The sequence below is a fragment of the Ancylobacter sp. genome (assembly GCF_965249975.1).
Taxonomy (GTDB): Bacteria; Pseudomonadota; Alphaproteobacteria; order Rhizobiales; family Xanthobacteraceae; genus Ancylobacter.
Genome location: NZ_CBDFNE010000014.1, coordinates 31,307 through 58,018, shown reverse-complemented (window position 1 = coordinate 58,018; position 26,712 = coordinate 31,307). Strand labels below are relative to the sequence as shown.

Genomic DNA, 26,712 nt, shown 5'->3' with positions numbered 1-26,712 from the left:
GAATCCGAATCGTACCGTTGCCTCCGATTCCGCGCGGGGCCGAGAGGGCCCGTTCATCGAGCTCGCGGAGTTCCGGAGAGCCGCCCGCAAAAACGCCGACGAGTCCCCCATGCGCCTGCTTATCGTCGAGGACGACCGCGACGCCGCCGACTACCTGCGCAAGGCGTTCCGCGAGGCGGGCCATGTCGTGGACCTCGCCGCCGACGGCGAAGAGGGGCTCATTCTCGCGCGCGACGGCGGCTATGACGTGCTCATCGTCGACCGCATGCTGCCCCGGCGCGACGGGCTCTCGGTGATTGCCGATCTGCGCGGACGCGGCGACAAGACGCCGGCGCTCATCCTGTCCGCCCTCGGCCAGGTGGATGACCGCGTGACCGGCCTGCGCGCCGGCGGCGACGACTACCTGCCCAAGCCCTACGCTTTCACCGAACTGCTGGCCCGCGTCGAGGCGCTGGCCCGGCGCGGCGGGCCGCAGGCCGCTGACACGGTTTACCGCGTCGCCGATCTCGAACTCGACCGGCTGGCGCATCGCTGCACCCGCTCCGGCCAGGAGATCGTGCTGCAGCCGCGTGAATTCCGCCTGCTGGAATATCTCATGCGCCACGCCGGGCAGGTGGTGACCCGCACCATGCTGCTGGAGAATGTGTGGGACTATCATTTCGACCCGCAGACCAACGTGATCGACGTTCACGTCTCGCGGCTGCGCGCGAAGATCGACAAGGGCTTCGATCCGCCGCTGCTCCACACGGTTCGCGGCGCGGGGTACATTATTCGTGACGGCGCTCGGTAAGCTCATCCGCACCACCGCGTTCAAGCTGCTCGCGGCCTATCTCATCATCTTCGCCCTCTTCGCCGGATCGGTCATCGCCTATCTCGGCTGGCACACCCAGCGGCTGGTCACCCGCCAGGCGGTGGAGGCGATCGAGAACGACACCCGCTTCATGCAGGCGCAGTTCGAGCGCGGCGGCATCAACCGGCTGGTGAGCCTCGTCAACCGCCGCGCCGGCGCGCCCGATGCCGGGCTGTTGCTAGTGACCAGCTTCAACGGCGACCCGCTCGCCGGCAATATGATGAACCTGCCGCTCAACTTCCTGGACAAGCAGGGCTGGCGGGAAATCGACTATGTCCGCACCGACGATTCCGCCGCCCCGCCGAGCCGGGCGCTGGTGCATGTCGTCTTCCTGCCCGGCGAGTACCGGTTGCTGATCGGCCGCGACGTGGTCGAGCGCGAGGAACTGCGCCAGATCATCATCGGCCCCGCCGTCTGGGGGCTGGCGCTGCTGGTGGTGCTCGGCATGGCGGGCGGGCTGTTCATCACACGGCGCGTGCTCAAGCGCATCGACCAGATGACCGCGATCTCGGACGGCATCATGGCCGGCGACCTTTCCGGCCGGCTGGCCGTCTCCGGCACCGGCGACGAGTTCGACCGGCTGGCGCTGAGCCTCAACGCGATGCTCGACCGCATCGAGGCGCTGATGGCCGGGCTGAAGCAGGTGTCGGACAACATCGCCCATGATCTCAAGACGCCGCTGACCCGCCTGCGCAACCGCGCCGAGGACGCCCTGCGCACCGCCGCCTCGGACGACGAATGGCGCCTCGCCACCGAGCGCACCATCGAGGAATCGGACGGGCTGATCCGCACCTTCGACGCGCTCCTGATGATCGCCCGCGCCGAGGCGGGGCAGGCGAGCGCCAAGATGCTGCGCTTCGACCTCGCCGAGACGGTGGCGGGAGTGGCCGAGCTTTACGAGCCGGTGGCGGATGAGAGCGGGCTGGAGCTGAAGGTCGACATCGCCGGGCCGCTGCCGATGCATGGCGTGCGCGAACTGTTCGGCCAGGCGCTCGCCAACCTTCTCGACAACGCCATCAAATACAGCGCCCCGGAAACGCCTGGGGAGCGCCGCGAGCTCGACCTCAGCGCCAGCCGCGTCGGCGACCGGCTGCGCCTCGTGGTTGCCGATCGCGGGCCGGGCATTGCGGAGGCGGATCGCCCGCGCGTGCTGGAGCGTTTCGTGCGGCTGGAAGCGAGCCGGACGAGGCCCGGCTTCGGTCTGGGCTTGTCTCTGGTGGCAGCGGTGGTACGGCTGCACGGCGGCACACTGTCGCTGGAGGGCAACGATCCGGGGCTGCGGGTCGTTATCGACCTGCCGCTCGATCTCAGCGATGAGGCGGAGGCGGCGTAGGACGGCCCGAAGCGGACGGGCACACAAACGAAGGGGGCGAAGACGGCATGGCGGCAGGACAGAGCGGAACGCATACGGCCCCGGCCGGGAGCCTCATCGCGGGGCTGCGGCGTGCGGAGGGCTTTCCTGTTCCGAAGGGGATGCCGCCAGCGCTGGCCGATGCGATCACTGAAGCGCCCAAGCCCGTCCGTGCCCGGCTCGACGCTCTTCTGGCCGCCCATGACGAGGCGCGCGCCGTGCTGGCGGCGGTGGTGGAGCGCTCGCCCTTCCTGACCGATCTCATCCGCGTCGATCCCGGCCGGCTGCTCGCTTTGCTGGAGGCGGAGCCGGTTGCCGCGCTGGCGCAGGCCCGCGCCGCCACGCAGGCGGCGGTGGAGGCCGCGTCCGACGAGGCGGAGGTGATGGCGGCGCTGCGGCGGCTGCGGGCGCTCACCGCGCTTTCCGTCGCGCTGGCGGATATTGGCGGGGTGTTCGACCTCACCACCGTCACCGCCGAACTGACCGCGACCGCCGATGCCGCCATCGCCATGGCGGTGGCGTTTCTGGTGCGCGAGGGAATCGGGAGCCGCAAGCTGCGCAAGACCGGGGTGGACGGCCTCGGCTATACCGTGCTCGCCATGGGCAAGCACGGCGCCCGCGAGCTCAACTATTCCAGCGATGTCGACGTGATCGTGCTCTACGATGCCGAAGTCGCGCCGCTCGCCAAGGATGTGGAGGCCGGGCCGTTCTTCGTGCGGATGACGCAGCGGCTGGTGCGGCTGATCCAGGAGCGGACCAGCGAGGGTTATGTCGCCCGCGTCGACCTGCGCCTGCGCCCCGACCCTGCCTCCACCCCCGCCGCGCTGTCGCTGGAGGCGGCGCTCGACTATTACGAGCGCGAAGGCGCCACCTGGGAGCGCGCGGCCTATATCAAGGCGCGGCCCATCGCCGGGGATATCGCGCTCGGCCACGAATTCCTGCGCCAGCTCGCGCCCTTCGTCTGGCGCCGGGCGCTGGACTATGCGGCGATTGCCGATGTCCACGCGATGAAGCAGGACATTCACGCCTTTCGCGGCCATGAGGCGATCGCGGTCGAGGGTCACAACGTCAAGCTGGGGCGCGGGGGCATTCGCGAGATCGAGTTCTTCGCCCAGACCCAGCAGCTGATCGCCGGCGGCCGCGACCCGCGCCTGCGCACCCCGCGCACGCTGGAAGCGCTCGCCGTGCTGGCGCAGACCGGCTGGATCGGCGAGGGCGCGCGCGCCGAGCTGGACGAGGCCTACCATTTCCTGCGTCGGGTGGAGCACCGGCTGCAGATGGTGGGCGACGCGCAGACCCACAGCCTGCCGGAGGACGAGGAGGCGCTGGCCGGCTTCGCCCGCTTCATGGGCTATGCCGACCGCGAGAGCTTCGCCCAGGCGCTGACCCAGCGCCTCACCCGGGTGCAGCACCATTATTCCAAGCTGTTCGAGGATGCCCCGCCGCGCGCGGCGGTGGAAGGGCGGCTCGACTTCCCGGAAGGCGCGGACGACCGCGAGACGCTGGCGACGCTGCACCGGCTCGGCTATGCCGACCCCAAGGCGGCCAGCGCCACGGTACGCGGCTGGCTGGCGGGCGAGCCCCGTGCCCTGCGAGTGGAGGGCGTGCGCGAGGAACTGGAAGCCATCGTGCCGCTGCTGGTCGACGCGCTGGCGCGCGGCGGCGCCCCGGATGCCGGGCTGAACGCTGCCGACCGCTTCTTCCGCGAAATGCCGACCGCGCAGCGGCTGCTGGCGGCGCTGCGGCACAACCCTGATCTCGTGCGGCTGCTCGCCACCATTCTCGGCACCGCCCCACGCCTCGGCGAGATGCTGGCGCACCGGCCCTCGCTGCTCGACGCGCTGCTCGACCCCGCCTTTTTCGGCGCGCTGCCGGACGAACCGGAACTCGCCGCCCGCCTCGCCGCCGATCTCGCCCAGGCCGAGAATGAGGAGGACCGGCTCGACCGTGCCCGCCGCTTCCGGCAGGAGCACCATGTGCTGATCAGCGTGCGCATCCTCTCCGGCACGCTGCCCGCCGCCCGCGCCGGCGAGGCTTTCGCCCGCCTCGCCGATGTGCTGATCCGCTCGCTGGAAGAGGACGTTATCGCCCGCTTCCGCACCGCGCATGGCACACTGCCACAGGCGGAAGTCGCGGTGCTCGCCATGGGCAAGCTCGGTGGGCGGGAGATGACGGCGGGCTCCGATCTCGACCTCATCGTGCTGTATGATTTCGACGAGGAACACCCCGACAGCGACGGGCCGCGCCCGCTCTATGGCGGGCAGTATTTCGCCCGGCTGACCCAGCGCATCGTCAACGCGCTGACCACCCCGACCAATGCCGGCCAACTCTATGAGGTCGATCTGCGGCTGCGCCCGTCCGGTCGTTCCGGCCCGGTGGCGACCAGCCTGACGCGTTTCGAGCTTTATCAGGCCGAGGAGGCCTGGACCTGGGAGCATATGGCGCTGACCCGCGCCCGCGTGGTGGCGGCCTCGCCCGCTTTCCGCGCCCGGGTGGAGGCGGCGATCGGCGATGTGCTAGCACGCGAGCGCGATCCGGCCCGGCTCGCGGCCGATATCCTCGACATGCGCGGCGCCATCGCCGACGAGAAGGGCGAGGACGAGCCCTGGGACCTGAAATATGCGCGCGGCGGGCTGGTCGATATCGAGTTCATCGCCCAGTATCTCGTGCTCGCCCATGCCGCGCATGAGCCGCGCATCATCGACACCTCGACGCTGCGGGTGATCGAGACCGCGCAGCGGGTCGGTCTCATCGACGTGCAGGACGGGCAGGTGCTGGCCGATGCCTGCCGGCTGCTGCACGATCTGACGCAGGTGCTGCGCCTTGCCATCACCGAGCCGTTCAAGCCTGCGGAAGCGAGCCCGGCGCTGCGCCGCCTGCTGGCACGGGCCGGGGCGATGCCGGATTTCTCCACGCTGGAAGCGCATCTGTTCGAGACCCAGCGGGCGGTGCGCGCCACCTTCGAGCGGCTGCTGCGCGCCGAGCCCAAAAGGCGGCGCAAGCGGGCCTAACCGAGCTTTTCCGCTACCAGATCGGCAATGGCGAGGCTGGCGGTGAGCCCGGGCGATTCGATGCCGAACAGCTGCACCAGCCCGGCAACGCCGTGCGCCTCCGGCCCATCGATGCGGAAATCCGCCGCCGGCGCGCCAGCGGGCACGATCTTCGGGCGGATGCCGGCATAGCCGGGGTTCAGCGCCCCGTCCGGCAGCGCCGGCCAGTAGCGGCGGATGGCGGCATAGAACGCCGTGCCGCGCACGGGATCGACCGTGTAGTCCGGCGCGTCGATCCATTCGGTGTCCGGGCCGAAACGGGCCTGACCGCCGAGATCGAGGGTGAGATGCACGCCTAGCCCGGCCTGCTCCGGCACGGGATAGATCAACCGGCTGAACGGCGCGCGGCCGGAAAGGGTGAAATAGGAGCCCTTGCAGAAATAGGCCGGCGGGATCGCCTCGACGGGAAGGCCGGCGAGCGCCCGGGCGAGCGGCACCGCGCCATGGCCGGCGGCATTGACGAAGCGCGTGCAGGACAGCCGCATCGGCTCCGTGCCGCCGACATCAAGGGTTATGCCTTTCGCCGTGACCTCGCCGGCGAGGATCGGCGCGTTGAAGGCGATCATGCCGCCGGCGTCTTCGAGATCGCCGCGCAGCGCCAGCATCAGCGCGTGGCTGTCGATGATGCCGGTGGAGGGCGAGAGCAGAGCCGCCTCCGCCCTCAGCGCCGGTTCGAGCGCCCGCGCCTCCGCACCCGTCAGCGGCTGGAGATCGGTGACGCCGCAGGCGCGGGCATGGGCGTCGATGGCGGCGAGCTTGTCGAGTTCCGCCGCGCTGCTGGCGACGATGAGCTTGCCGGCGCGCCGGTGCGGCAGGCCGCGCGCCTCGCAATAAGCGTAGAGCGCCGCGCGCCCTTCGACGCAGAGCCGGGCCTTGAGCGTGCCGGGGGCGTAATAGATGCCGGCATGGATCACCTCGCTGTTGCGGGCGGAGGTGTCGGAGCCGACGAGGCCGGTCGCCTCCAGCACCAGGACCTCATGGCCCTTCAGGGCGAGCGCGCGGGCGATGGCGAGGCCGACCACGCCGGCGCCGGCGACGACGCAGTCGACGGCATGTTCTTCAGGGCTGTGCATGCAAGGCTACTCGGCGACGGAAGAGCGGCCGGTACGGTATTGCAACGCCGGGCGGCCATTCAAGGGCAGGCGGATCACCACCGTGGTACCGACTCCCTCGGAGGAGCGGATGCGCATCGAGCCGCCATGCAGTTCCACCAGCGACTTGGCGATGGCAAGGCCGAGGCCCGAGCCCTTGTGCGTCTTGGTGAACTGGCTTTCCACCTGCTCGAAGGGGCGGCCGATCTTGGCAAGCGCGCTCTTGGCGATGCCGATGCCGCTGTCCTCGATGACCAGCAGCGCCGCATGCTTGGAGCGCCGCGTGCGCAGGCTGATGCGGCCCTGCTCGGGGGTGAACTTGATGGCGTTGGAGAGCAGGTTGAGGGTGATCTGCTTCAGCGCCCGCTTGTCGGCCTCCACCGTCACCGCCGTATCGGATTCGTCGACAATGGTGAGCTGCTTCTCGGCCGCCCGCACCGACATGACGCGGATGGCGTCGGTGACCACCTCGTCCAGCTGGACCGATTGCAGGTTGAGCTGCACGCGTCCGGCCTCGATGCGCGACATGTCGAGAATGTCGTTGATCACGTCGAGCAGGTAGCGGCCGGAATCGCGGATGTCGCGGCAATATTCATTGTACTTGTCATTGCCGAGCGGGCCGAACAGGCCGCTCTCCATCAGCTCGGAGAAGCCGATGATGGCGTTGAGCGGCGTGCGCAGCTCGTGGCTCATATTGGCGAGGAATTCCGATTTGGCGCGGTTGGCGTCCTCGGCCTTGGTCTTCTCGTCGGCATAGTTCTGCGCCAGCTCGGCGAGCTGCAGCGCCTGCAGTTCCAGCGTCTGCTGCGATTTGCGCAGATCCGCGACCAGCGCCATCAGCCGCTTCTCGCTTTCCATCAGGCGCTCTTCATGGCGCTTGAGGGCGGTGATGTCGGTGCCGACGGAGACGTAGCCGCCATCCTTGGTGCGCCGCTCCGCGACCTTGAGCCAGCGTCCGCCTTCCAGCTGCGCCTCGAAGGCGCGGGCGCCTTCCTCCGGCCGGTCTTCGGTGCGCAGCGGAATGCGCACCACCGGCTGGCGGGCGAGCGAAGCGATGGTCTCGAACTCGGTGCCCTGCGTCACATGCGCGTCGCCGATGCCGTAGAGCGACTGGAAGCGCGAATTGCACAGCACCAGCCGGTTCGCCGCGTCCCACAGCACGAAGGATTCGGAGATGCTCTCGATGGCGTCGCGCAGGCGCATGTCGGCGGTGGCGGTGCGCTCGGCAAGGCGGCGCTCCTCGGTCACGTCCACCGCGATGCCGACGAGATGCGGCGGCTCGCCATTGTGCTGCGGCACGACTTCGGCGCGGGCGCGCAGCCACACCCAATGGCCGTCAGCATGCTTCATGCGGAACACCCGGTCGATGGTGCGGCCGGGCTTGTCGGCGATCTCGCGGGCGATGTCGTAGAGATTGGTGTCGTCGGGATGGACGAGGCTCGTCACCTCGCCGAAGGAGATCAGGTCCTCGCGCGGCTCGTGGCCGAGCATCTCGAACATCGATTCCGACCAGAACATGCGGCCCCGGCCCATGTCCCAGTCCCACAGGCCGCAGCGGCCGCGCGAGAGGGCGGTGTCGATGCGGGCGCGCACCGTCTCATAAATGCCGTCGGCCTCGCGGGCCCGCGTCGCCTGCCAGTGGAAGGCGAAGCCGAGGATCAGCAGCACCGCGCCTGTCGTGGAGAGCAGGGTGACGGTGAGGACGGTGTCGGAGCGCCAGGTGGACAGGGCGCCGGCGAGCGGCTGCACCACCACCAGCTGGAGCGCCCCGCCCGGCAGGTTGCGCACGGTCGCGAGGGCGGCGCTGCCGTCCGGCATCACCACATCGAGCACGCCGGCATTCTCGGCGAAGATGGTCAGCGCCTGGGTGTTGGCGAGCAGCTGGGTGATCTGGTCGGCGGCGGTGGCGGTCTCGTCATGGGTGGCGAGGATCTTGCCGTTGCCGTCGATCAGGCCGTAACGCCGGCCATCCTCGGCGGCGCGCGGCGGCAGGCTGTTTTTCAGCAGCGTGTCGGGCGTGGTCGCGCCGGGGGGCTGGCGGCTGGCCTCGCTGGCGATGGCGGCGGCGAACAGCGCCAGCTCATCCTTGGCATTGGCGATGGCGTCGGCGCGGTAGGCGTGAATCTGCACGATCGCGGCAATGGCGACCGAGGCGATGAACGCCACGATCAACGCCGGGACGGCCTTGCGCATGAAAGGCTCGGCGTCGACCAATCGCTGATAAGCAGGTCGCGCCACGCTGCGTGCAAGCCCTCGCATGGCTTGTACGCGCACGGACGCGCCTGCAGCGTTGGCGCGCGCCATCGCCGGCCTCCCCCGAAGTCCCAAAACCCGTTCCCATCACGACAGGAGCGATGTGCCGCATCTCTCCGAATCACTCCGATTTGAATCGAACCGACCCCTCCCTGTCCAGAGTCCGGGAGAGTCAAGTTAACGATTCAGCAACCTCCGGCGGCACCAGGGGTGCCAGGGTGTGTGGCGCTGCGGGACAAGGAGGGTGACGCCTGCCGACAACCACGCCGCATGGACGGCGCGCGGGCCCTGATGCTATGCGCTTTTGCCCGGCTGGCGGGTGGCGGCAGAAATAAAGAGGTTCACATGAGCGACATCTGGTTCCGCACCGGCGAGGCGACCGTACTCGCGGCCGACGGTCAGTTCACCGACGCGATGCCCGAAGTGCTGATCGGCTCGGTGCGCGGTCCGGCCGGGCAGGCCTTCGCCTCGATGATGGGGCAGGTGCAGGGGCACACCCGCATGTTCGTCGTGCGCGACCTGAACCAGCAGGTGCGCCCGGCGACGATGATGACCACCAAGGCCACCATCCACACGCTGGAATATGTCGATCTGCTCGGCGGCGTGGTGCAGGGCGCCATTGGCGACGCAATCGTCGACGCGCTGGCCGAGGGCATTCTGCCCAAGGACCAGGCGGACGAGCTGTGCATGATCGTGATGGTGTGGCTCGACCCGCGCTGCGCCGAGGACCCGAACCTCGACAAGGCGGATCTCTACCGCACCAATTACGAGGCGATGAAGCTGGCGCTGGAACGCGCCATGACCGGCAAGCCGACGGTCGACGAGCTGATCGCCAACCGCAAGACCGTCAAGCACTACGCCCTCGACGGCGTCGTCGAGTACTGAGCCGCGCGCCCCGCGCTGTCCCGCCGGGCGGGTAGGTGCGGGGCGGGCAGGTGCGGGGCGTCTGGGCGCCTCACTCCAGCGAGCGGCCGACAATGTCGCTCGCATCCGGCGACAGGCCGGGCTTGGCGGCGACGCGCCGCAGCGCGGCCTCGGCCGAGGTCCGCCGCACCGGCTCCAGCGAGCGCCAGCTCTTGAAGGCGGCGAGAAGCCGGGCGGCGAGCTGCGGGTTGCGCCCGTCAATATCGATCACCGCCTCGGCGAGCAGCGCGTGTCCGGCGCCGTCAGCACGGTGGAACTGAGTCGGGTTGAGCCCGGCGAAACTGCCGATCAGCGCGCGCACACGGTTGGGGTTGGTCCAGGCGAAGGCGGGGTGGCGGGTGAGGCCGCGCACCCGTTCCAGTGCCTCCGGCTCGGCGATCTGCGCCTGCAGCGCCAGCCATTTGTCGACCACCAGAGGATCGTCGCGGAACCGCTCGTGAAACGCCGCCAGCGCCGGCTCGCGCGCCTGTGGCGCGGCATGGGCGAGAACGGCGAGGGCGAAGAAGCGGTCGGTCATGTTGTCGGCAGTGTCGAAATGCGCCTGCGCCCGTGCCAGCGCGTCGGGCGTTCCGCCGGCGGCGAGAAGATCGAGGCAGCTATTGCGCAGCGCGCGCCGACCGGCGGAGGCGGCATCCGGGGAATAGGTGCCCGCGGGTGCATGGCGGTCATAGGTCGCCGCCAGCTGCGAGGCCAGTGCCGCGCTCACCGCCCGGCGCAGCCGGGTGCGGGCGAGATGGATGGCGTCGGGATCGACATTCGCGCCGATCTCGCGGGCGACATCCGCTTCGGACGGGATGGACAGCGCCTGCGCCACGAAAGCCGGGTCCAACGCGCCGTCCGCCAGCGTCGCCCCCAGCGCCTCCACCAGCGCGTCCGGCACCGGCAGATCGGCGCCGGCGCGGGCGGCGGCGGTCGCCGCCACGAGATGGCCGAGGGCGATGGTCTGGGCGGCGTCGAAGCGGTTGAACGGGTCGCTGTCATGGCGGGCGAGGAACAGCAGGTCGGCCGTGGTGAGGTCGCTGGACAGCTTCACCGGCGCGGAGAACCCGCGATTGAGCGAGGGCACCGGCCGCTCGGCGATGTCGCGGAAGACGAAGCTCTGGCGCGGCTCGGTAATGCGCAGCACGCCCCGCTCGGCATTGCTGCCATCGTCGAGGGTGAGCGGCAGGTCGCGCCCATCCGGCCCGACCAGCCCGAGGGCGAGCGGGATGACCATGGGCTGCTTGTGGTCCTGCCCGGGGGTGGCGGGAAGGCTCTGCGCCACGTCGAGCCGGTAGCGGTGGGTCGCGGCGTCCCATGTGCCGCTGACGGCGAGCTGCGGCGTGCCGGACTGCGCGTACCAGAGGGCGAACTGGGTCAGATCGACGCCATTGGCATCGGCGAAGCAGGCGAGGAACTCCTCCACCGTCGCGGCGTCGCCGTCATGGCGGTCGAGATAGAGGTCCATGCCGGCGCGGAAACCCTCCTCGCCGAGCAGGGTCTTCAGCATCCGCACCACTTCCGCGCCCTTCTCATAGACGGTGGCGGTGTAGAAATTGTTGATCTCGCGATAGGTGGACGGGCGCACCGGATGCGCCAGCGGGCCGGCATCTTCCGGGAACTGGTGCGACTTCAGCAGCCGGACATCGCTGATGCGCTTGACCGGGCGCGAGCGCGCATCGGAAGAGAACTCCTGATCGCGGAAGACGGTGAGGCCCTCCTTGAGGCACAGCTGGAACCAGTCGCGGCAGGTGATGCGGTTGCCGGTCCAGTTGTGGAAATACTCGTGGGCGATGATGGTCTCGATATTGGCGTAGTCGGCATCGGTGGCGGTCTGCGGGCTGGCCAGAACATACTTGTCGTTGAAGATGTTCAGCCCCTTGTTCTCCATCGCCCCCATGTTGAAATCGGCCACGGCGACGATGTTGAACACGTCGAGGTCGTATTCGCAGCCGAACACCTCCTCGTCCCAGCGCATGGAGCGCTTGAGCGCGTCCATGGCGTAGCCCGCGCGCTCGGTCTTGCCGGGCTCGACATAGATGCCGAGCTCGACCTTCTTGCCGGTGGCGGTGACGAAGTCGTCGGCGATGCGGTCGAGCCGGCCGCCGACCAGGGCGAAGAGGTAGCAGGGCTTCGGCCAGGGGTCATGCCACACCGCGTAGTGCCGGCTGGTGCCCTCCACCGGCCCGCTTTCCACCGGATTGCCATTGCCGAGCAGAACCGGTGCCTCCTCGCGCTCCGCCTCGATGCGGGTGGTGTAGATGGCGAGAACGTCCGGCCGGTCCGGAAAATAGGTGATGCGGCGGAAGCCCTCCGCCTCGCACTGGGTGCAATAGGTGCCGCTGGAGCGGTAGAGGCCCATCAGCTTGGTGTTGGCGGTGGGGTTCACCACCGTCTCGATCTCCAGCGTCAGCGCGCGCTGGGGCGGGGCGAGCAGGGTCAGCGCCTGCGGGGTGACGACATAGGCGGTGCCGGCGAGCGGCGTGCCGTCGAGGTGGAGCGCCTTCAGCTGCAACTCGTCGCCATCGAGTACGATCGGTGCCCCCTCCCGTCCCTCCGGGTTCGGGCGCAGCGCCAGCCGGGCGCGGATGCGCGCGGCGGTCGGGTGCAGATGCACATCGAGATGCACGGTGTCGACGAGCCAGTCCGGCGGCCGGTAGTCGCCGAGACGGACAGGCGGGGGCACAGCATCGCGCGACATGGTCGACTCCGGGAAAGCGGTCTGAACGTCAAGAGGTAGTCAATTCCGGCGCGCGCCGGAAGCCGGGAGCGGGCGTGGCGCTGGCTTTAGCGATGGCGGGTGATCTCGACCCCGGCGTCGCGGAAAATACCGGCGATCGGCGCGGAAGGCTTGTGCAGTTCCACCCGCACCTTCTCCACCCGGGGATAGCGGCTCAGCACCGCCTCGGCGATGGCCTGGGCGAAGGCTTCGAGAATGTGGAAGCGGTGGCTGGAGGACACTTCGTGGATGACCTCGAACACTTTCTCATAGCCGACTGTCTCGGCGTAATTGTCGTGGGCGGCGGCGTCGCCGGCGTCGAGCCACCAGTCGATATCGACGATGAAACGCTGGCCGAGCCGCGCTTCCTCCTCATGCAGGCCGTGCCAGGCGTGCAATTCGACGCCCCGGAGGAAGATGCGGTCGGACATGAGCGGAATTCCCGTGGGTTCTTCGGTGGGTCAGGCAGCGTCGAGTGCGGCGGCGAGCAGGCCGACGGCCACGGCCGGGGCGCAGTCCGCCGCCTGGCGGGAGAGGGTGGGATCGTCGGTCAGCACATCGGCAAGGTCGAGATAGGTCAGGTCGCACCGTTCGGCGAGCCGCTGCGCCATGAAACGGCCGACGCCGGCGCCAACCAGCATCTCCGGCGCATTCTCCTGCGCCGAGGCGACACAGTCGAAGGCGCGGCCGATGCGGCTGAGCTGCGCTTCCGCGAGGTGGCGCGCCAGCGCCTTCGCCTTGGGCAGCAGAGGCGCCGCGAAATCCTGCCCGATCATCCGCAGCAGGCGGCGGGCGCTGGCCTCCACCGTCTTCGGCCCGCCATCGGCGCTCGGGTAGAGATCAGCCTCCTCGGTCAGGTCGCCGGTGAGGCGGTGGATGTCCGCCGTGGTGGCGAAGAGCTCCGCCATCAGCGGCAGCCAGCGGCCCGCGAATGGCGCTTCGGCCGCCAGCGCCATCACCGGGGTACGGGCGGCGCCGGAATAGACCAGCTCGTTGCTGGCGAGGCGTTCGGCATCTGAGAAGCCGCGCGCCGTCACCCGCCCGGCCTCGAAGGGGATGAGGTCGGCGGTGGTCGAGCCGATATCGACCAGAACGCCGCCGGGCAGGAGATGCGCCAGCACGGCGGCGGTGGCGTACCAATTGGCCGAGGCGATGCGGTCGGCATGCTCGGCCGCGCGCTCGGGCGGCACGAAGCCTTCCGGCCCGGCGAACAGCGCCAGCGGCGCGCCCGCCAGCGCCTGCATCAGCAGCCCCACCGTTCCGACCACGCCGGCGTGGCGGTCCGGCCACAGATCGGCGCCCTCGGCGGTCATGGTGACGGCGGAGGGCACGGCGGGCTCGAACTCCGCGCGCAGTTCGCGCAACGTGGCAGCGAGTTCCGCCTCGCCCTTCCATACCGGGCAGGGCGCGATGCGCACGGCCTTCAGCCGTCCGTCCTGCCCGAAGGCGGCGAGCTTCACATGGGCGCCGCCGACATCCCATCCCAGGCGGGCAATTCTCTTCACGGTCATTCCTCAGGCACGATGTCGACGGGGAGGGCGGGCGGCAGGTGCGGCAGGTCCGGCACCATGCCGTCGCGGATGAATTCGCTCATGAAGGCCAGCGGGTTGACCGCCAGCGACCGGCGCAGGCCGGCATAAGAGGTGGTGAGGCGCGGATTGACTTCGACCGCCACCGGGCCTTCCGCTGTGGCGATGTAGTCGACCCCGACGAGACCGTGCAGGCCCGGCAATGCCGCGCCAATGCTCTCCCCGAAAGACCGCAGCGCCTCGTCAACCGGGAACGCGCCGACGGTGACGCCGGTGAAGCGCAACGTGCCGTCGCCATGCGCGATGTGCTGGCGGTTGGCGGTCAGAACATGGGTCCGGCCGTTCTGGCACAGCAAGGTGAGGCTCGCCGCCTCGCCCGCCACCAGGGGCTGGATGACATGGCCCGGCGGGTAGGGCGGCGCCGGGCGGTGGTCAATGACGCGCAGCCCAACCCCGCCAGCGCCGTCATCCGGCTTCACCACGAAGGGGCCGGGAACCTCCGCCGGCAGCGCGTCGAGTGGCCAGGTGGGCACCACCTTAACGCCCGCCTGCTCCAGCGCCCGCGCGGTTCCCAGCTTGCTGGCGCAGAGCGCAAGGGTCTCCGGCTCCGGCGCCACCACGCGCCGGCACTGGGCGCGCAGGTCGCGGACCAGACGTTCGAGCACGCCCGCGCTTTCAGGCGCGATCGGCCAGCAGCAATCGGCCTCCCGCGCCATCAGCCGCCACACCGAGGCGGGATCGTCGCCGAGGCGCAGCGCCGTGCTGGTGCCGCGCGGCGGGGAGGGGAAACGCGCGTCATGGGTGGTGACCACCCGCACGCCGGGAAGATCTTCGAGGTCGCCAATCAGCGTGTCGCGCATCAGCGCGCCTTCGGCTATCAGCGAGGCCGGGAGTTCCGCACCGAGGGCGCCTCCCCCGGTGACCGTTTCAACGACAAAGACCAGCATCTACCCGCGTACCAGAGAGGAAGGCCGAAGGTGGAACTTATACCGGTGATCGACCTGATGGGAGGTGCGGTGGTCCACGCACGGCGCGGCGCCCGCGACGCCTACCGGCCGATCGAAACGCCACTCTCCGCCAGCGCCGCCCCGCAGGCCGTGGCCGACGGGCTGCTGGCGCTCGGCGCCTTCCGCACGCTCTACATCGCCGACCTCGACGCCATCGCCGGGCGCGGGGGGCATGATGCGCAGCTGCAAGCCCTCGCGGGGCGCCATCCCGGGCTCACCCTGTGGGTCGATGCGGGGGAGGCCTCTCCCGAGGTGCTGGCCCGCCGTGTCGCCGAGGGGCCCGGCCGGCCGGTGATCGGCAGCGAAAGCCTCTCCGACCGCGCCCAGGCCGAGGCGGCGCTCGCCGCCGGAGCCGGTCTGCTGTCGCTCGACTACGGACCGGAAGGGCCGCGCGGGCCGGAGGGCCTGCACGACAATGCGGCGCTGTGGCCGGAGTCGGTCATCGTGATGACGCTGGCGCGGGTCGGCGCCGGGCAGGGGCCGGACGTGGAACGCCTCGCCGCCACCCTCGAACGGGCGGAGGGCCGGCGCGTCTATGCGGCGGGCGGTGTGCGCGACGTGGACGACCTTCATCGTCTGGCCGGGCTCGGCGTCGCCGGCGTGCTGCTGGCGAGCGCGCTGCATGACGGGCGGCTGTCCAAGGCGGATATCGCGGCGTTCATGGGCTAAGCAGCGCCTGCGCGAACAGCGTCGCCACGGTGAGGTCGGCGCTGGTGCCGGGGTTGAGGCCGCGCGCCTTCAGGCGGACGTCGAAGGCGAGGAGCGGGGCTCGGCGCCTCGCGGCTGGGGCGCGGAAGTCGACGGTCTCGGCGATGGAGGCCGCCTCACGGCGCACGCCTTCGGCGGCGGCGTCGCCGAATTTGCGGGCGATATGGCTGTCGGTAAAAGCCGCCATGAAGGCAAGATGCACCGCCTCGGTGCGCGCTTCCGGCTCGGCATCGGCGAGGGCGGCGAGGCGAGGGAGGCCGATCTCGAACACATCGGCAAAGCCGGTGACATATTGCCGGGCGATCCGGTCGCGCCCCGCCGCCTCCGCCATGGCGTCGACAAGGCCGATACGGGCGGGCGCGGCCACATCATGCGCCCCGTGCCGGCCGAGCCCGCCGGGATTGGCCGCCGCGATGGCGCGGAAGGTGGCCTGCGCATCGGTGATGTCGAGACCGGCGAGCACGGAATCGAGAGACGCCCGCAGCGGGCCGGGCCTCTCCGCCGCCGCCGCCAGCGGCGCGCAGAGCAGGAGGATGCCGAGATTGGTGTTGAGGCCCGTCGCCGCTAACGAGGCCGCCACCGCGCTCTCGATCCGTTCCCCCACACGGGCGCCGGGTGCGGTGAGGCGGGGCGCCGCCGCTTCGGCCGCGCGCTCGAAATGCGCGACCTCCATGCCGTGACCGGCGCTGAAGCGGTGGACATTACCGGCTTTCAGCGCGTCGAGTTCGGCATGGCAGGCAGCGCGGAACGCGGCCGCGATGGCGTTGGCGTTCATGCCGCCACCGTCACCGCCAGCGTCGCGGCGAGATGGCGGGCCAAAGCACGCGCGATGTCGAGCCCCGTCGCCTGCTGCAATCCCTTCCAGGCCGGCATGGAATTGACCTCCAGCACCTGAAATTGGCCCCGCGCGTCCTCGATCAGGTCCACCCCGGCATAATCGGCGCCGACCGCCGCCGTGGCGCGGATGGCGAGGTCATGCGCGCGGGCGTCGAACGGTGCCGGCACGCCGACGGCGCCCTGGTGGATATTGGTGATCCACACCGGCGAGCGGCGGAGCATCGCCCCCGCCACCGTGCCGCCAATGACGAAGACCCGCCAGTCCTGGTAGCTCTCGGCGGTGGGTGCGGCGACGAAATCCTGCAGATAGTAAAGGCCGCCGACCTTTTCCGGGTCGGGCAGCAGAGCGCGCGGCGAAAGGCGACGGATGCCGCGCCCCTGCGCGCCGAACAGCGGCTTGAGCACCATGTCGCCCGGCGCGGCGTCGAGCAGCGCCTGCATGGCCGCCCGGTCCTCGCCGACGAAGCTGCGCGGGGTCGGCAGGCCGGCCTGGGCGATAAGGAAGCTGGTCATGGATTTATCGACGCAGCGCTCGATGGCGCGGGCGTCGTTCATCACCTTCACCCCCAGCGCGGAGAGCGCGTGCAGCAGCCCGAGCCGCGCGGTGATCTGCTCGGTCGAGCCCTTGGCGATGAGGCGCACGAAGGCCGCGGCCGGCAGGGCGTCGCCGAGACCCGGCAGCACCAGCCCGTGGGCGGTGCCGCCAATAGCGAAGCCGCAGTCGTTGAGGGAGAGCACGAGAACGGGAAAGCCCTCGCGCTCGATCGCCGCCTTCAGCCGGCGCGTGTGCCAGTCGGCATCCTCTGTGAAGATGACGACCGTGTCGGAGCGTTCCACGCTCATGCGAAGGAGCGCTCCAGAATGTCGTCGTGGAAGGCGCCGAAGGTGAAGCTGCGGCCGGTTTCCAGCGCCGTCACGGTGACGCGGGCGGGGCTGAACAGCATCGGGTCCATGGCGTAGAAATCGCCCTTATAGGCGGTGAAGATTTCCGCGAAGGTGCGGCCATGGTCGCGCGAGGACGAACTGGGCAGGCCTTCCGCCAGCGCGCGGGCCTCTTCCTCCGGTCCGGTGACGAAGAGCTGCACGTCGCCGCCATAGAGCGTGGCGTCATTCGTGCGACCCATGGCGGCGACGAAGTCCGGCGCCGGCGGCGGCAGGGGCGAGGCGCCGATACCGTCCACCACACGGTCGAGCGGGAAATGTAGCGCGTGCGTCTTGTGCAGCGCCACTTCCAGCACACGGGCGACGATCTGCACCGTGCCGGCCAGGCTCGACGTGGGGGTCAGGATGAGGGTGAGCTTTTCCGGCGCGATGCCGCATTCTTCGGCGATGCGCGCCACCAGCACGTCGGGCGGCAGCTTGTCGACTTCCAGCACGAGACAGGCATGATCGGCACGGTCGCGATAGCCGAGTTCCTGGAACAGCGCCTCCTTCGCCCACAGGGCGCGGGCGGGGCCGGAGCCAAGGGCGAAGAAGTCGCCTTCCGCGAGGCTCCAGCCGGCATACTGGCTGCCGAGGCAGGCGAGGACCGGATCGGTGGTGGTCACGGTCACCATCGTGCCCCAGCGCGCGAACCGGCCGCTGGTGGACAGGCTGACCGAGCCGAGGCCGCCGAGGCAGATTTCGGCGATGCGCCGGCCGGCTTCGAGCCCGCCACGGGCGGCGATTCCGGCATCGATCAGGCGGGCGCCGCACGGGCTTTGGCTCACAGTGAGCCGCAGCGTGGCGGCCTTGGCCAGCAGGTCCTCGACGAGCGGTGCCGACAATGCGGCCACGCTCAGGCCCGGCGCGTTCTGGAGGGGGGTCGACATGGGAGAGTTACTCCGCAGCAGCGCGGCCGGCCGTGCCGAGAGCGCGCGAAAGATGATCCATGCGCCGCGCCAGAACGGCGCGGGCCTCGGCAAGGTCGCGTCCGGTCGCCAGCACCGTGCAGACGGGGTCTCCCGCCGCGATGCGCGTGCCCGGCGCGGGACGGTCCGCCGCCCAGTTGGGCAGGGCCTCCCTCACCTCGATGGCGGCGGGTGCGTAAAATAGGCCGGCGGCCCGGGCTTCCACGCCCGCGCCGGGGACAAGGAGCGGAAGCTCCGGCAGTTCGCCCGCGCAGGCGTCGAGGTGAAGGCGCAGCAGCGGCGGGAGCGGCGGCGCGTCGAAGATGTCGAGGGTTGCGCCGGGCCGCGGGTTGATCTCGATGAGATGCCACGCCCCCGCACCGATGATGAGATCGGCGCTCGCCATCCCCTTGAGGCCGACGCTGGCGGTGAGGCGGGACAGCGCGGAGTGGATCTCCGCGACAAGGCGAGGTTCCAGTGCGAGCGGGCCCGCGCAGCCGCCATAGCGGAAGGGCGCGGCCTCGGCCGGTGCGCACCATTGCTCGGAAAAGGCGAGAAGCCGAGCGGCCTTTCCATTGCCGAGGAGCAGGGCTGAGACGGCGCGCCCGTCCACCCGTTCCTGCAGATACCAGCCTGGCCCGCGCGCCTGTGGCGACGGGCGGACATGCCCCCCACCCGACCCGCCGACGCGCTTTTCCAGTGTCGGAACACCGTCCGGGGCCGGGCCGGCAAAGAGCCGGGGATGGGGAATGCCGAGACAGGCGAGAGTTTCGGCGAAGCGGAACGGGTCCTTGAGCGCGGCGATGGTCTCCGCCCCGCTGGCGGCGAGGCGATAGCGCGCGTCGAGCCGTGCGACGAGGTCGGGCGCGTCCTCGAAGCCGGTGCCGAGCACGAGCGGCGTGTCCGGCCCGGCATGGCGGGCGAGCTGGATGAACAGGTCGGCCGGGTCGAGCGCGAGCCCGTCTCGGCGACACAGCTGGAGGCTGCGTGCGGCCAGCGCACGCGTGTCCTCATCCGCGAACAGGTCGAGGACGAGGGCGTTGAGGCCGGCGCGACGGGCGCTCGCCGCCAGCCCGCGCGCGGCGATGCCGACAAGGACGACATCGAACGCGTCCTCAGGCTGTGAGCGATCGCGCGAGCAGGAAGGCATCTTCAAACCCGATCGTCATCGCCGCCGGGGCGACGCGCATGCGCTGCAGAAGTTCATGCTGCACGCGGTATTTGAGATGGCCGATGGTCAGGGCGCCGATCCCGAGCGCGCCATGGGCGAGCGGCGTGCCATTGGCATGGGCGTCGATGCCGGCAATGCCGGAAGGCGGCACGGCGTTGACATCGGCGGCGACCTTGAGATGGGGCGCGCCCGCCAGCACGTCGGCGGAGAGAATTTCCACGCCGGCGCGGCCGCAGGCCAGCACCACCTCGGCCTCCGCCACCAAGGCGCGCTTGTCGTCCTCGCTCTTGCCGGAGGCGCTGGCGAGGTCGACGCCGAAGCGCTGCTTGAAATCGCGCGCCTTGGCTTCCACCGCCTCGATTTCGCGGTGGCTGACCAGCGTCACCTCCGCGCCCGCCTGGGCGGCGATCACCCCGGCAATGCCACCGACGACGCCGGTGGCGCCATAGACCTGCACCTTCACGCCCTTGAGACCTTCCGGCCGGGCCGGGCGCAGCTTCAGCTCCACCTCGGCCACCATGGCGGCGGCGGTGGTGAAAGAGCCGGCGGGATCGACGAAGACGGAAATCTCGAAGGGCGGGAACAGGACGCTCTTCGCCTTGTTCGCCATGTCCAGCGCGAGGCCCGCATCCTTGCCGCCGATGAACAGGCCGGTGCGCGGGGCGGCGTCGGGATGGCGCGAGAACATCATGTCCTGCGTGAGGTCGCCGACCTCGTCGAGCGTGACGCCGGAATAGGGGAGGATGGTGGTGTAGCCGGCGTCGACCGCCATGTTCACGTCGAACGGGCTGACGTGGCGAAGCGGCGAGATGATGTGGAGGATGGGGGCGATATCCGCCATGGCGTGCGTTCCCTAGGTCAGAATCGGGCCTTGCGGCCTCTCTTGCGGAAGAAGAAGGGAGCGACGCGGGCGTTACGCCAAAACCGTCGCTAGCACTGCTCGACGCAGGCAAGCCATTCGATCCGCGCCCCGGCATTGCTGCCGCGCGCGCAGTCGAAAGCCAGAGCGGGCCGGTCGCCGAAGCGGACCCGGGCCTCGCTGAGAAGCTGGTCGGCCTCCTCGGGGCTGCCGACAATGGCGAAACCCGTGGGACCCCAGGAACTTTGGCCGAGGCCGCGCAGACCGCGCGCCTCCAGCCACTCCATCACCTCGGCGACGGATGAACTTGTATAGCGGCCACCTTGGGCGCTCGCATAGTGGTCTCCGAGCAGTCGCTGCATTTCCCCGACGGCGGCGGCGAAGTAATCCACATCGCCTTCTGCCAGCGCCGGCAGCGCCACCATGACCGCGAGCCGCGCCATGTGCCCGGCCAGCGTGTCGGCGAAGGGCGGCAGCCCTTCCATCGCCTGCACTTCCTCGGGCCCGCTAAGTCCCTGATGGCCGTGGTCATATACCAGCAGGATGCGCCAGTTCTCGGGAAAGGGCAGGCGCGAGAGGATGGGCGGTGGGGCGTCCGACCCGCGCTTCTTGCCGCCGTCGAGGATCACCCCGCCTTCGGTGAAGGCGCCGATGCCGATGGCCGAGCGCGCACCGCGACCCAAAGCCGCGCCGACCTCGCGCGTGGAAAGCTCCAACCCGTTGATGAGGCAGAGCCCGGTCGCCACGGCGAGGCCGAGCTGGGTGCCGGAGCCGAGGCCGGAATGCGGTGGCAGCGCCGCTTCGACCGTCACCTCCACCCGCGTGTCGAGGCCGAAGCGGGCGGCCGCTTTCTCAACGGCGACAAGGGCGCGGCCGGCATCCGGCCCGCTGGCGGAAAGTGTGGCCGCGCGGCGCAGGCGCACGACGGTCGAGGGGCGGTCCAGCGTGATGCCGAGGCTGCCGAAACGCCGGCCGAGCGTGCCCGCGAGATCCAGGAATCCCAGATGCAGACGCCCCGGCGCGGTGATGCGCACCGTCGCCCGGTCCTGGGGCTCGTTTGCCGAGTGCAATTGGCGTGTCGTGGTGTTCACCAGCGTTTCCTCGTCCGCCATCGTAAGGCCCGGACGCCGTCTGGGACAAGCGCGGTGATCATTTCCGGGTTTGCCGGATGCCGCGCTTGCGTGCTACCGAATCGTTAACCGACGCCCGCAGCAGAACGGGCACATGCCGCCAGGAGGACGCCAGGGATGGCGCTGGATCCCAAAAAGACCTTCACCGACAAGGAGGTGGAGGAACGCCTTGCCGCCTGCCTGCCGCACTGGAAGCTGCAGGAGGGCTGGATTCGGCGTACCTATCGCACCTCCAGCTGGAAGGGCACGCTGATGGTGATCAACGCCGTCGGCCATCTGGCGGAGGCCGCCTGGCACCATCCTGACATCACCGCTTCCTATGCCTGGGTCGAGGTGCGGCTGATGTCGCACGACGCCAAGGGCATTACCGAGCGGGATTTCCAATTGGCGACGAAGATCGAAGAGGTCGTCGGCTGGCAGCCGGGGACCGAGCCCGACAGCGCGCTGGAAGGCACGCCGCGCGGCGACCTGCGTTTCGCCTATATCAAATACGACTGACGTTTCAGGTAATTAGCAATGGCCGATGTTCAGACGATCGAGAATGTGGCCTGCGGCTTCTGCGGGCTCGGCTGCGACGACCTGACCGTCGAGGTCGAGGGCCGGCAGGTGCGGGCGAAGGCCCCGGTCTGCCCCGAGGCGGCGCGTCTTCTGCGGCGTCTGGATACCGCCGATCCGGTGGCGCGTGTGGCCGGTGAGACCGCCAGTGAGACCGAAGCGGCCGACGCGGCCCGCCAGATTCTCGCTGCGGCCCGTGCGCCGCTGATTGGCGGGCTCGGCGTCGACATGGCCGGTGCCGGGGCGGCCGTCGATCTCGCCATCCGCTTCGGCGGGGTGCTGGATCATTATGCCTCCGAGGGGCTGTTCCGGAACTATGCCGCCGCCCAGCGCACCGGCTGGCTCTCCACCACGCTGGCGGAGGTGCGCAACCGTTGCGACCTGCTGCTCGTCGTCGGCGACGACCCCAGCGCGACCTGGGGCCGGCTGTTCGAGCGCTTCTTTCCCGCGACGCCGCTCTTCGCCGGCGCCAACCGCCGCGTGGTCTTCCTCGGCGGCGCGCCGGGGGAGAAGGCGCGCGGGCAGCTTGCCGGCGCGCAGGTCGTTCACCACGCCACCGAGGACCCGGTGGCGGCGCTGGAAGCGCTCGGCACGCTGGTGTCCGGCCGCCGCCCGCCGGGGGAGAGCTTCGGCGGCATTGGCGCTGAGGCGCTCGCCGCGCTGGCCGAGGATCTGCGCAACGCCCATTACGCGGTCGTGACCTGGAACGCGGCGGAACGTGCCGATGGCGATTTCGTCGCCGCGCGCGCCACCGCGCTGGTCGACCGGCTGAACGTCACCACACGGGCCGGCGTGTTCCCGCTCGGCGGGCGCGACAACCTCATCGGCGTCAACCAGTTGCTGCTGTGGCGGCTGGGCTATCCGCTGCGTACCGCCGTGCGCGGGCAGGCGAGCACGCATGACGGCACGCTGTTCGCCACCGAGGCGGCGCTCGCCGATGCCGATGTGCTGGTGTGGATTTCCGCCTTCCGGCCGGAGCCGCCGCCGGCCTTCGCGGGCAAGATCATCGCTCTTGCCCATCCCGAGACAATATTCGACAAAGAACCGGATGTTCTGATCCCCGTGGGCACTCCCGGCGTCGACCACGCCGGCACGGTGTTCCGCATGGATTCCATCGTAAGCCTGCCGCTCGGCGCCTTGCGCGTCGCGACGCTCCCCAGCGTCGCCGAGGCTGTGCGTCGCATAGCGGAGGGGTAAATGAGACTGCGGCTGAAGGGCGGGCGTGTGCTCGACCCGGCCAATGGCGAAAACGGTGTCGCCAGCGGCGCCGTGCGCGATATCGAGATCGAGGACGGGCGCATCGTCGCCGCCACCGATCGCAAGGCCGATGCGGAATACGAGCTTGGCGGCGCCGTCGTCATGGCTGGCGGCATCGATCTGCACAGCCATATCGCCGGCGGCAAGATGAACCTCGCCCGCCTGCTGATGCAGGAAGACCGGCGGGCCTTCCCCGAAATGCCGGGCAATTTCTGCGGCTGCGGCGGCGGCCGGGCGGTGCCCACCGCCCACGCCACCGGCTGTCGCTACGCCGAACTCGGCTACACCACCGTGTTCGAGCCGGCCATGGTCGGCGCCAATGCGCGCGGCGCGCATCTGGAAATGGCGGACATCCCCAATCTCGACACCGGCGCCTATCTGGTGCTGGGCAATGACGATTATTTCCAGCGCCTGCTGGCCGCCGGGGCCGGTCAGGAGCAGGTGAACGCCTATGTCGGCTGGATGATCGAGGCGACGCAGGCCTTTGCCATCAAGATCGTCAATCCCGGCGGCATCAACGCCTTCAAGTTCAATGCCCGCAAGATGGACCTCGACGAGGCCAACCCGCATTACGGTGTGACGCCGCGCAAGGTGCTGACCACGCTGATCCGGGCCGTGACGGAACTCGGCATTCCGCACCCGATCCATCTGCATGGCTGCAATCTCGGCGTGCCCGGCAATGACGACACGACGCTTGCCACCATGCTCGCCACCGAGGGGCGGCGGCTGCATCTGACGCATCTGCAGTTCCATTCCTACGGCACAGAGGGCGACCGGCGCTTCTCCTCCTCGGCGGCGCGCATCGCGGAAATGGTCAACGCCAACCCGAACATCTCCGTCGATGTCGGGCAGGTGATGTTTGGCCAGACCATTACGGCTTCGGCCGACTACATGTCGCAGTACCGCAATCGCGCCCTCGCCAGCCCGAAGAAATCCATCGGCATGGATATCGAGCTGGACGCCGCCTGCGGCGTGGTGCCGTTCGAGTACAAGGACAAGTCCTTCGTCAACGCGCTGCAATGGGCGATCGGGCTGGAGCTGTTCCTGCTGGTGGAAGACCCCTGGCGGATCTTCCTCACCACCGACCATCCCAATGGCGGGCCGTTCACCACCTATCCGCACCTCATCCGCCTGCTGATGGACCGCGATTTCCGCAACGCCCAGCTCGCCACGCTGAACAAGGCGGCGCAGGCGCACACGCTGCTGGGGCAGATCACCCGCGAATATACGCTGGAGGAGATCGCCATCCTCACCCGCGCCGCGCCGGCCCGCATTCTCGGGCTGACCGACAAGGGCCATCTCGGCCCCGGCGCGGTGGCCGACATTGCCGTGCACACCGAGGACGCCGACCGCGAGGCGATGTTCTCGACCACCCGCATGGTGTTCAAGAACGGCCGCCTGATCGTGAAGGACGGCGTGGTGGTGGAACTGGCGCAGGGCACCACCCATGTCGCCCGCCCCGATTTCGACCGCTCGGTCGAGAAGGACATGCAGCGCTGGTTCGACGAGGCGGTGGGGCTGAAGGCCCAGCATTTCCGCATTGCCGACGGCGAACTGCGCAACGGCGCCGGCCCGACCATCCTGAAATGCGAAGGGGGCGCGTCGTGAGCGGGATCGACGGACTTTGCACCTCTCCCCGTGGGGGAGAGGTCGGCGCGGAGCGCCGGGTGAGGGGGCACGCGCTCCGCACGTCCGGGCGTCCCGGCCCCTCACCCCAACCCTCTCCCCGTCGGGGAGAGGGAGCAGGGCGGAAAGATTGCGGCGTGCTGTCGACGTTACGGGAGGGCGCCCGATGATCCTCAATGGCGTCGAGATCCGCGACACCTTCGCGGAAGCCTTTCCGATGGTGGGCACGCGGCTCATCGTCACCGCCGACACGCCGGAATGGGCGCTGATCGCCGGGCGCACCACCACGGGCTTCGCCACGTCCGTTATCGGTTGCGGCTGCGAGGCCGGGATCGAGCGCACGCTCAGTCCCGAGGAGACGCCGGACGGGCGGCCGGGCGTTTCCCTGCTGATCTTCGCGATGGATTTCGGCTCGCTGAAAAAGGTAGTGCCGCTGCGGCTCGGCCAATGCGTGCTGACCTGCCCGACCACGGCCTGCTATGCCGGCATCGAGGGCGGCAAGCGCGTGCCGCTGGCGAAAACCATCCGCTATTTCGGCGACGGGCACCAGATTTCCAAGAAGATCGGCGATAAGCGCTTCTGGCGCGTGCCGGTCATGGAAGGCGAGTTCGTCTGCGACGAGGACACCGGCTCGGTGGAAGGCGTCGGCGGCGGCAATTTCCTCATCCTCGCCCGCTCGCGCGGCGAGGCGCTCAAAGCCGCCGAGGCGGCGGTGGCGGCCATGGTGCAGGTGCCGGGCATCATCCTGCCCTTCCCCGGCGGTGTGGTGCGCTCCGGCTCCAAGGTCGGTTCGAAATATAAGGGCCTGTTCGCCTCCTCCAACGATGCCTATTGCCCGACGCTGCGCGGCACGGTGCCGAGCCAGCTTCCGCCTGAAGTCGGCTCGGTGCTGGAGATCGTCATTGACGGGGTGAGCTTCGAAGCGGTGGCGGAAGCGACAAAGGTGGGCATCACCGCCGTCTGCGCGCTGGGCGCGGAAGCCGGCGTGGTGGCGATCGACGCCGGCAATTATGGCGGCAATCTCGGGCCGTTCCATTTCAAGCTGCGCGAGATCATGCAGGGTGCGGGAGAGACGGCATGAGCGGGGTTTCTCTCAAGCCGCGCGCGCCCTTCGAGGCCCGCGTCGACCTCTCGGGCCTGACACCGGAAGTCACCTGCCCGCTGCCGCTGCGCGAGCTGGAGCACCTTGAGGTGCCGTATGGCGGGCGCAGCGTGAAGCTGGCGGAACTGTTCTTCATCGAGGGCGCGCCCGACGGCGTGCTGCTGATCGAGATCGGCGATATCAGGCTCGACGGTGTCGGCGCCGGCATGACGAAGGGCGAACTGATCGTCGACGGGCGGGTCGGCGCCTTCGCCGGGCGCGGCCTGAGCGGCGGCGTGCTGCGCATCGCCGGCGACGCTGGGGATTTCCTCGGCAGCGAGATGTCCGGCGGGCGGATCGAACTGGCGGGCAATGCCGGCTCGCATGCTGGCGCGGCGGGATCGGGTTCGCGGCGCGGGCTTTCCGGCGGGGTGCTGGCGATTGGCGGCAATGCCGGCCCGCGCGCGGCCGAGCGCCAGCGCGGCGGGCTGATCACCATCGCCGGCCAGGCCGGGGAGGGACTCGCCACCGACATGATCGCCGGCACGGTGAGCGTCGGCGGCGCCATCGGCCCGCTGATGGGGCGCGGCATGAAGCGCGGCACTGTTTTTGTCGACGCCGTGCCGGAACTGCCGGCCGGCTTCGTCGACACCGGCACGCATGAACTCGTGGCGCTGCGCCTCATCGCCCGCCGCGTGCCGGAGCTTTCCGCCCGGCTGGAGGGCTGGACCCATGCCCGCCGCATCGTCGGCGACACGCTGATCGGCGGGCAGGGCGAGGTGCTGGCGCGGGCGTAAGGGCCGTTGGTTGTCATCCCGGACGGCCGAGAGGCCGATCCGGGATCGTGTTCCGCAAGGTAGGACGATCCCGGCTCTCGCGGCGCTCGGCCGGGATGACGTTGTGCGC

The 26,712-nt window shown here is 69.9% G+C and carries 22 protein-coding genes; 10 read left to right on the top strand and 12 right to left on the bottom strand.

Going from position 1 to position 26,712, the window contains the following annotated elements; all coding sequences use genetic code 11:
• Positions 1 to 109 precede the first annotated feature (109 nt).
• The 3 genes from ACP2AH_RS10800 to ACP2AH_RS10790 are packed head-to-tail and all read left to right on the top strand — an operon-like array spanning position 110 to position 5,212.
• Positions 110 to 790 carry a response regulator transcription factor gene (locus tag ACP2AH_RS10800; protein ID WP_244377824.1) on the top strand — a complete coding sequence of 227 codons (681 nt, stop codon included), beginning with the start codon at positions 110 to 112 and terminating at the stop codon, positions 788 to 790.
• On the top strand, positions 774 to 2,183 hold the full coding sequence (locus ACP2AH_RS10795; RefSeq protein WP_425105802.1) for an ATP-binding protein: 1,410 nt from the start codon (positions 774 to 776) through the stop codon (positions 2,181 to 2,183). Before ACP2AH_RS10800 ends, ACP2AH_RS10795 begins: the two co-directional genes overlap by 17 nt.
• 47 nt (positions 2,184 to 2,230) lie before the next feature.
• On the top strand, positions 2,231 to 5,212 hold the full coding sequence (locus tag ACP2AH_RS10790) for a bifunctional [glutamine synthetase] adenylyltransferase/[glutamine synthetase]-adenylyl-L-tyrosine phosphorylase (protein ID WP_425105801.1): 2,982 nt from the start codon (positions 2,231 to 2,233) through the stop codon (positions 5,210 to 5,212).
• On the opposite strand, the gene ACP2AH_RS10785 is transcribed toward ACP2AH_RS10790, so the two are convergent.
• Together ACP2AH_RS10785 and ACP2AH_RS10780 are read right to left on the bottom strand one after the other, a co-directional pair.
• Positions 5,209 to 6,324, bottom strand: coding sequence for an NAD(P)/FAD-dependent oxidoreductase (locus tag ACP2AH_RS10785; protein WP_425105800.1), 1,116 nt, complete (start codon positions 6,322 to 6,324; stop codon positions 5,209 to 5,211). The genes ACP2AH_RS10790 and ACP2AH_RS10785 overlap by 4 nt on opposite strands.
• A gap of 6 nt (positions 6,325 to 6,330) precedes the next feature.
• A complete protein-coding gene (locus tag ACP2AH_RS10780) occupies positions 6,331 to 8,535 on the bottom strand; it encodes a PAS domain-containing sensor histidine kinase (protein ID WP_425105799.1) in 2,205 nt (734 codons plus the stop codon).
• A 405-nt stretch (positions 8,536 to 8,940) separates the two neighbouring features.
• Between ACP2AH_RS10780 and fae the strand changes: the two genes are divergently transcribed.
• Positions 8,941 to 9,480, top strand: coding sequence for a formaldehyde-activating enzyme (gene fae, locus ACP2AH_RS10775; protein WP_244377817.1), 540 nt, complete (start codon positions 8,941 to 8,943; stop codon positions 9,478 to 9,480).
• A 70-nt stretch (positions 9,481 to 9,550) separates the two neighbouring features.
• On the opposite strand, the gene pepN is transcribed toward fae, so the two are convergent.
• From pepN to ACP2AH_RS10755, 4 genes are all read right to left on the bottom strand, one after another.
• Complete coding sequence (gene pepN / locus ACP2AH_RS10770; protein ID WP_425105798.1) at positions 9,551 to 12,199, bottom strand: aminopeptidase N; 2,649 nt, start codon at positions 12,197 to 12,199, stop codon at positions 9,551 to 9,553.
• 86 nt (positions 12,200 to 12,285) lie between these two features.
• Positions 12,286 to 12,648, bottom strand: coding sequence for a dihydroneopterin aldolase (gene folB, locus ACP2AH_RS10765; protein WP_421696999.1), 363 nt, complete (start codon positions 12,646 to 12,648; stop codon positions 12,286 to 12,288).
• Positions 12,649 to 12,678: 30 nt separating this feature from the next.
• A complete protein-coding gene (locus ACP2AH_RS10760) occupies positions 12,679 to 13,728 on the bottom strand; it encodes a hydantoinase/oxoprolinase family protein (protein WP_425105797.1) in 1,050 nt (349 codons plus the stop codon).
• Entirely contained in the window at positions 13,725 to 14,693 is a 969-nt protein-coding gene (locus ACP2AH_RS10755) for an ATP-grasp domain-containing protein (protein ID WP_425105796.1), read from the bottom strand. Before ACP2AH_RS10755 ends, ACP2AH_RS10760 begins: the two co-directional genes overlap by 4 nt.
• A gap of 30 nt (positions 14,694 to 14,723) precedes the next feature.
• On the opposite strand from ACP2AH_RS10755, the gene ACP2AH_RS10750 reads away from it, so the two are divergent.
• A complete protein-coding gene (locus ACP2AH_RS10750; protein WP_425105795.1) occupies positions 14,724 to 15,422 on the top strand; it encodes a HisA/HisF-related TIM barrel protein in 699 nt (232 codons plus the stop codon).
• Here the strand turns inward: ACP2AH_RS10750 and ACP2AH_RS10745 are convergent.
• From ACP2AH_RS10745 to ACP2AH_RS10720, 6 genes are all read right to left on the bottom strand, one after another.
• Positions 15,412 to 16,236, bottom strand: coding sequence for a triphosphoribosyl-dephospho-CoA synthase (locus tag ACP2AH_RS10745; protein ID WP_425105794.1), 825 nt, complete (start codon positions 16,234 to 16,236; stop codon positions 15,412 to 15,414). The genes ACP2AH_RS10750 and ACP2AH_RS10745 overlap by 11 nt on opposite strands.
• The gene (locus ACP2AH_RS10740; RefSeq protein ID WP_425105793.1) at positions 16,233 to 17,141 is read right to left on the bottom strand and encodes an ATP-grasp domain-containing protein; all 909 of its coding nucleotides are present in this window, start codon (positions 17,139 to 17,141) and stop codon (positions 16,233 to 16,235) included. The genes ACP2AH_RS10745 and ACP2AH_RS10740 overlap by 4 nt, the downstream gene beginning before the upstream one ends.
• On the bottom strand, positions 17,138 to 18,109 hold the full coding sequence (mch, locus tag ACP2AH_RS10735) for a methenyltetrahydromethanopterin cyclohydrolase (protein WP_425105792.1): 972 nt from the start codon (positions 18,107 to 18,109) through the stop codon (positions 17,138 to 17,140). Before mch ends, ACP2AH_RS10740 begins: the two co-directional genes overlap by 4 nt.
• Positions 18,110 to 18,116: 7 nt before the next feature.
• Positions 18,117 to 19,277 (bottom strand): ATP-grasp domain-containing protein, encoded by a 1,161-nt coding sequence (locus tag ACP2AH_RS10730; protein WP_425105812.1) that lies wholly within the window; start codon positions 19,275 to 19,277, stop codon positions 18,117 to 18,119.
• Positions 19,243 to 20,139 (bottom strand): NAD(P)-dependent methylenetetrahydromethanopterin dehydrogenase, encoded by an 897-nt coding sequence (locus ACP2AH_RS10725; protein ID WP_421697006.1) that lies wholly within the window; start codon positions 20,137 to 20,139, stop codon positions 19,243 to 19,245. The genes ACP2AH_RS10730 and ACP2AH_RS10725 overlap by 35 nt, the downstream gene beginning before the upstream one ends.
• Positions 20,140 to 20,228: 89 nt before the next feature.
• Entirely contained in the window at positions 20,229 to 21,269 is a 1,041-nt protein-coding gene (locus ACP2AH_RS10720; RefSeq protein ID WP_425105791.1) for a beta-ribofuranosylaminobenzene 5'-phosphate synthase family protein, read from the bottom strand.
• Positions 21,270 to 21,404: 135 nt separating this feature from the next.
• Between ACP2AH_RS10720 and ACP2AH_RS10715 the strand changes: the two genes are divergently transcribed.
• The 5 genes from ACP2AH_RS10715 (at position 21,405) to ACP2AH_RS10695 (ending at position 26,603) form a co-directional block, all read left to right on the top strand.
• Positions 21,405 to 21,785 (top strand): 4a-hydroxytetrahydrobiopterin dehydratase, encoded by a 381-nt coding sequence (locus ACP2AH_RS10715; protein ID WP_425105790.1) that lies wholly within the window; start codon positions 21,405 to 21,407, stop codon positions 21,783 to 21,785.
• 18 nt (positions 21,786 to 21,803) lie between these two features.
• Positions 21,804 to 23,039 (top strand): formylmethanofuran dehydrogenase, encoded by a 1,236-nt coding sequence (locus ACP2AH_RS10710; protein WP_425105789.1) that lies wholly within the window; start codon positions 21,804 to 21,806, stop codon positions 23,037 to 23,039.
• Positions 23,040 to 24,707 carry a formylmethanofuran dehydrogenase subunit A gene (locus ACP2AH_RS10705; RefSeq protein WP_425105788.1) on the top strand — a complete coding sequence of 556 codons (1,668 nt, stop codon included), beginning with the start codon at positions 23,040 to 23,042 and terminating at the stop codon, positions 24,705 to 24,707.
• 184 nt (positions 24,708 to 24,891) lie between these two features.
• On the top strand, positions 24,892 to 25,806 hold the full coding sequence (gene fhcD / locus ACP2AH_RS10700; protein WP_425105787.1) for a formylmethanofuran--tetrahydromethanopterin N-formyltransferase: 915 nt from the start codon (positions 24,892 to 24,894) through the stop codon (positions 25,804 to 25,806).
• Positions 25,803 to 26,603, top strand: coding sequence for a formylmethanofuran dehydrogenase subunit C (locus ACP2AH_RS10695; RefSeq protein ID WP_425105786.1), 801 nt, complete (start codon positions 25,803 to 25,805; stop codon positions 26,601 to 26,603). The genes fhcD and ACP2AH_RS10695 overlap by 4 nt, the downstream gene beginning before the upstream one ends.
• Positions 26,604 to 26,712: the final 109 nt, after the last annotated feature.

Bases quoted from the DNA above. Each gene is read 5' to 3' on its own strand.
- mch (WP_425105792.1), bottom strand. From the start codon at position 18,109: ATGTCGACCCCCCTCCAGAACGCGCCGGGCCTGAGCGTGGCCGCATTG.
- ACP2AH_RS10720 (WP_425105791.1), bottom strand. From the start codon at position 21,269: ATGGCGGACGAGGAAACGCTGGTGAACACCACGACACGCCAATTGCAC.
- ACP2AH_RS10745 (WP_425105794.1), bottom strand. From the start codon at position 16,236: ATGAACGCCAACGCCATCGCGGCCGCGTTCCGCGCTGCCTGCCATGCC.
- ACP2AH_RS10710 (WP_425105789.1), top strand. From the start codon at position 21,804: ATGGCCGATGTTCAGACGATCGAGAATGTGGCCTGCGGCTTCTGCGGG.
- fae (WP_244377817.1), top strand. From the start codon at position 8,941: ATGAGCGACATCTGGTTCCGCACCGGCGAGGCGACCGTACTCGCGGCC.
- ACP2AH_RS10785 (WP_425105800.1), bottom strand. From the start codon at position 6,324: ATGCACAGCCCTGAAGAACATGCCGTCGACTGCGTCGTCGCCGGCGCC.
- ACP2AH_RS10740 (WP_425105793.1), bottom strand. From the start codon at position 17,141: ATGAGCGTGGAACGCTCCGACACGGTCGTCATCTTCACAGAGGATGCC.
- ACP2AH_RS10800 (WP_244377824.1), top strand. From the start codon at position 110: ATGCGCCTGCTTATCGTCGAGGACGACCGCGACGCCGCCGACTACCTG.
- ACP2AH_RS10705 (WP_425105788.1), top strand. From the start codon at position 23,040: ATGAGACTGCGGCTGAAGGGCGGGCGTGTGCTCGACCCGGCCAATGGC.
- ACP2AH_RS10760 (WP_425105797.1), bottom strand. From the start codon at position 13,728: ATGACCGTGAAGAGAATTGCCCGCCTGGGATGGGATGTCGGCGGCGCC.
- ACP2AH_RS10730 (WP_425105812.1), bottom strand. From the start codon at position 19,277: ATGCCTTCCTGCTCGCGCGATCGCTCACAGCCTGAGGACGCGTTCGAT.
- ACP2AH_RS10755 (WP_425105796.1), bottom strand. From the start codon at position 14,693: ATGCTGGTCTTTGTCGTTGAAACGGTCACCGGGGGAGGCGCCCTCGGT.
- ACP2AH_RS10780 (WP_425105799.1), bottom strand. From the start codon at position 8,535: ATGCGCAAGGCCGTCCCGGCGTTGATCGTGGCGTTCATCGCCTCGGTC.
- ACP2AH_RS10715 (WP_425105790.1), top strand. From the start codon at position 21,405: ATGGCGCTGGATCCCAAAAAGACCTTCACCGACAAGGAGGTGGAGGAA.
- ACP2AH_RS10725 (WP_421697006.1), bottom strand. From the start codon at position 20,139: ATGGCGGATATCGCCCCCATCCTCCACATCATCTCGCCGCTTCGCCAC.
- pepN (WP_425105798.1), bottom strand. From the start codon at position 12,199: ATGTCGCGCGATGCTGTGCCCCCGCCTGTCCGTCTCGGCGACTACCGG.
- ACP2AH_RS10790 (WP_425105801.1), top strand. From the start codon at position 2,231: ATGGCGGCAGGACAGAGCGGAACGCATACGGCCCCGGCCGGGAGCCTC.
- folB (WP_421696999.1), bottom strand. From the start codon at position 12,648: ATGTCCGACCGCATCTTCCTCCGGGGCGTCGAATTGCACGCCTGGCAC.
- ACP2AH_RS10695 (WP_425105786.1), top strand. From the start codon at position 25,803: ATGAGCGGGGTTTCTCTCAAGCCGCGCGCGCCCTTCGAGGCCCGCGTC.
- fhcD (WP_425105787.1), top strand. From the start codon at position 24,892: ATGATCCTCAATGGCGTCGAGATCCGCGACACCTTCGCGGAAGCCTTT.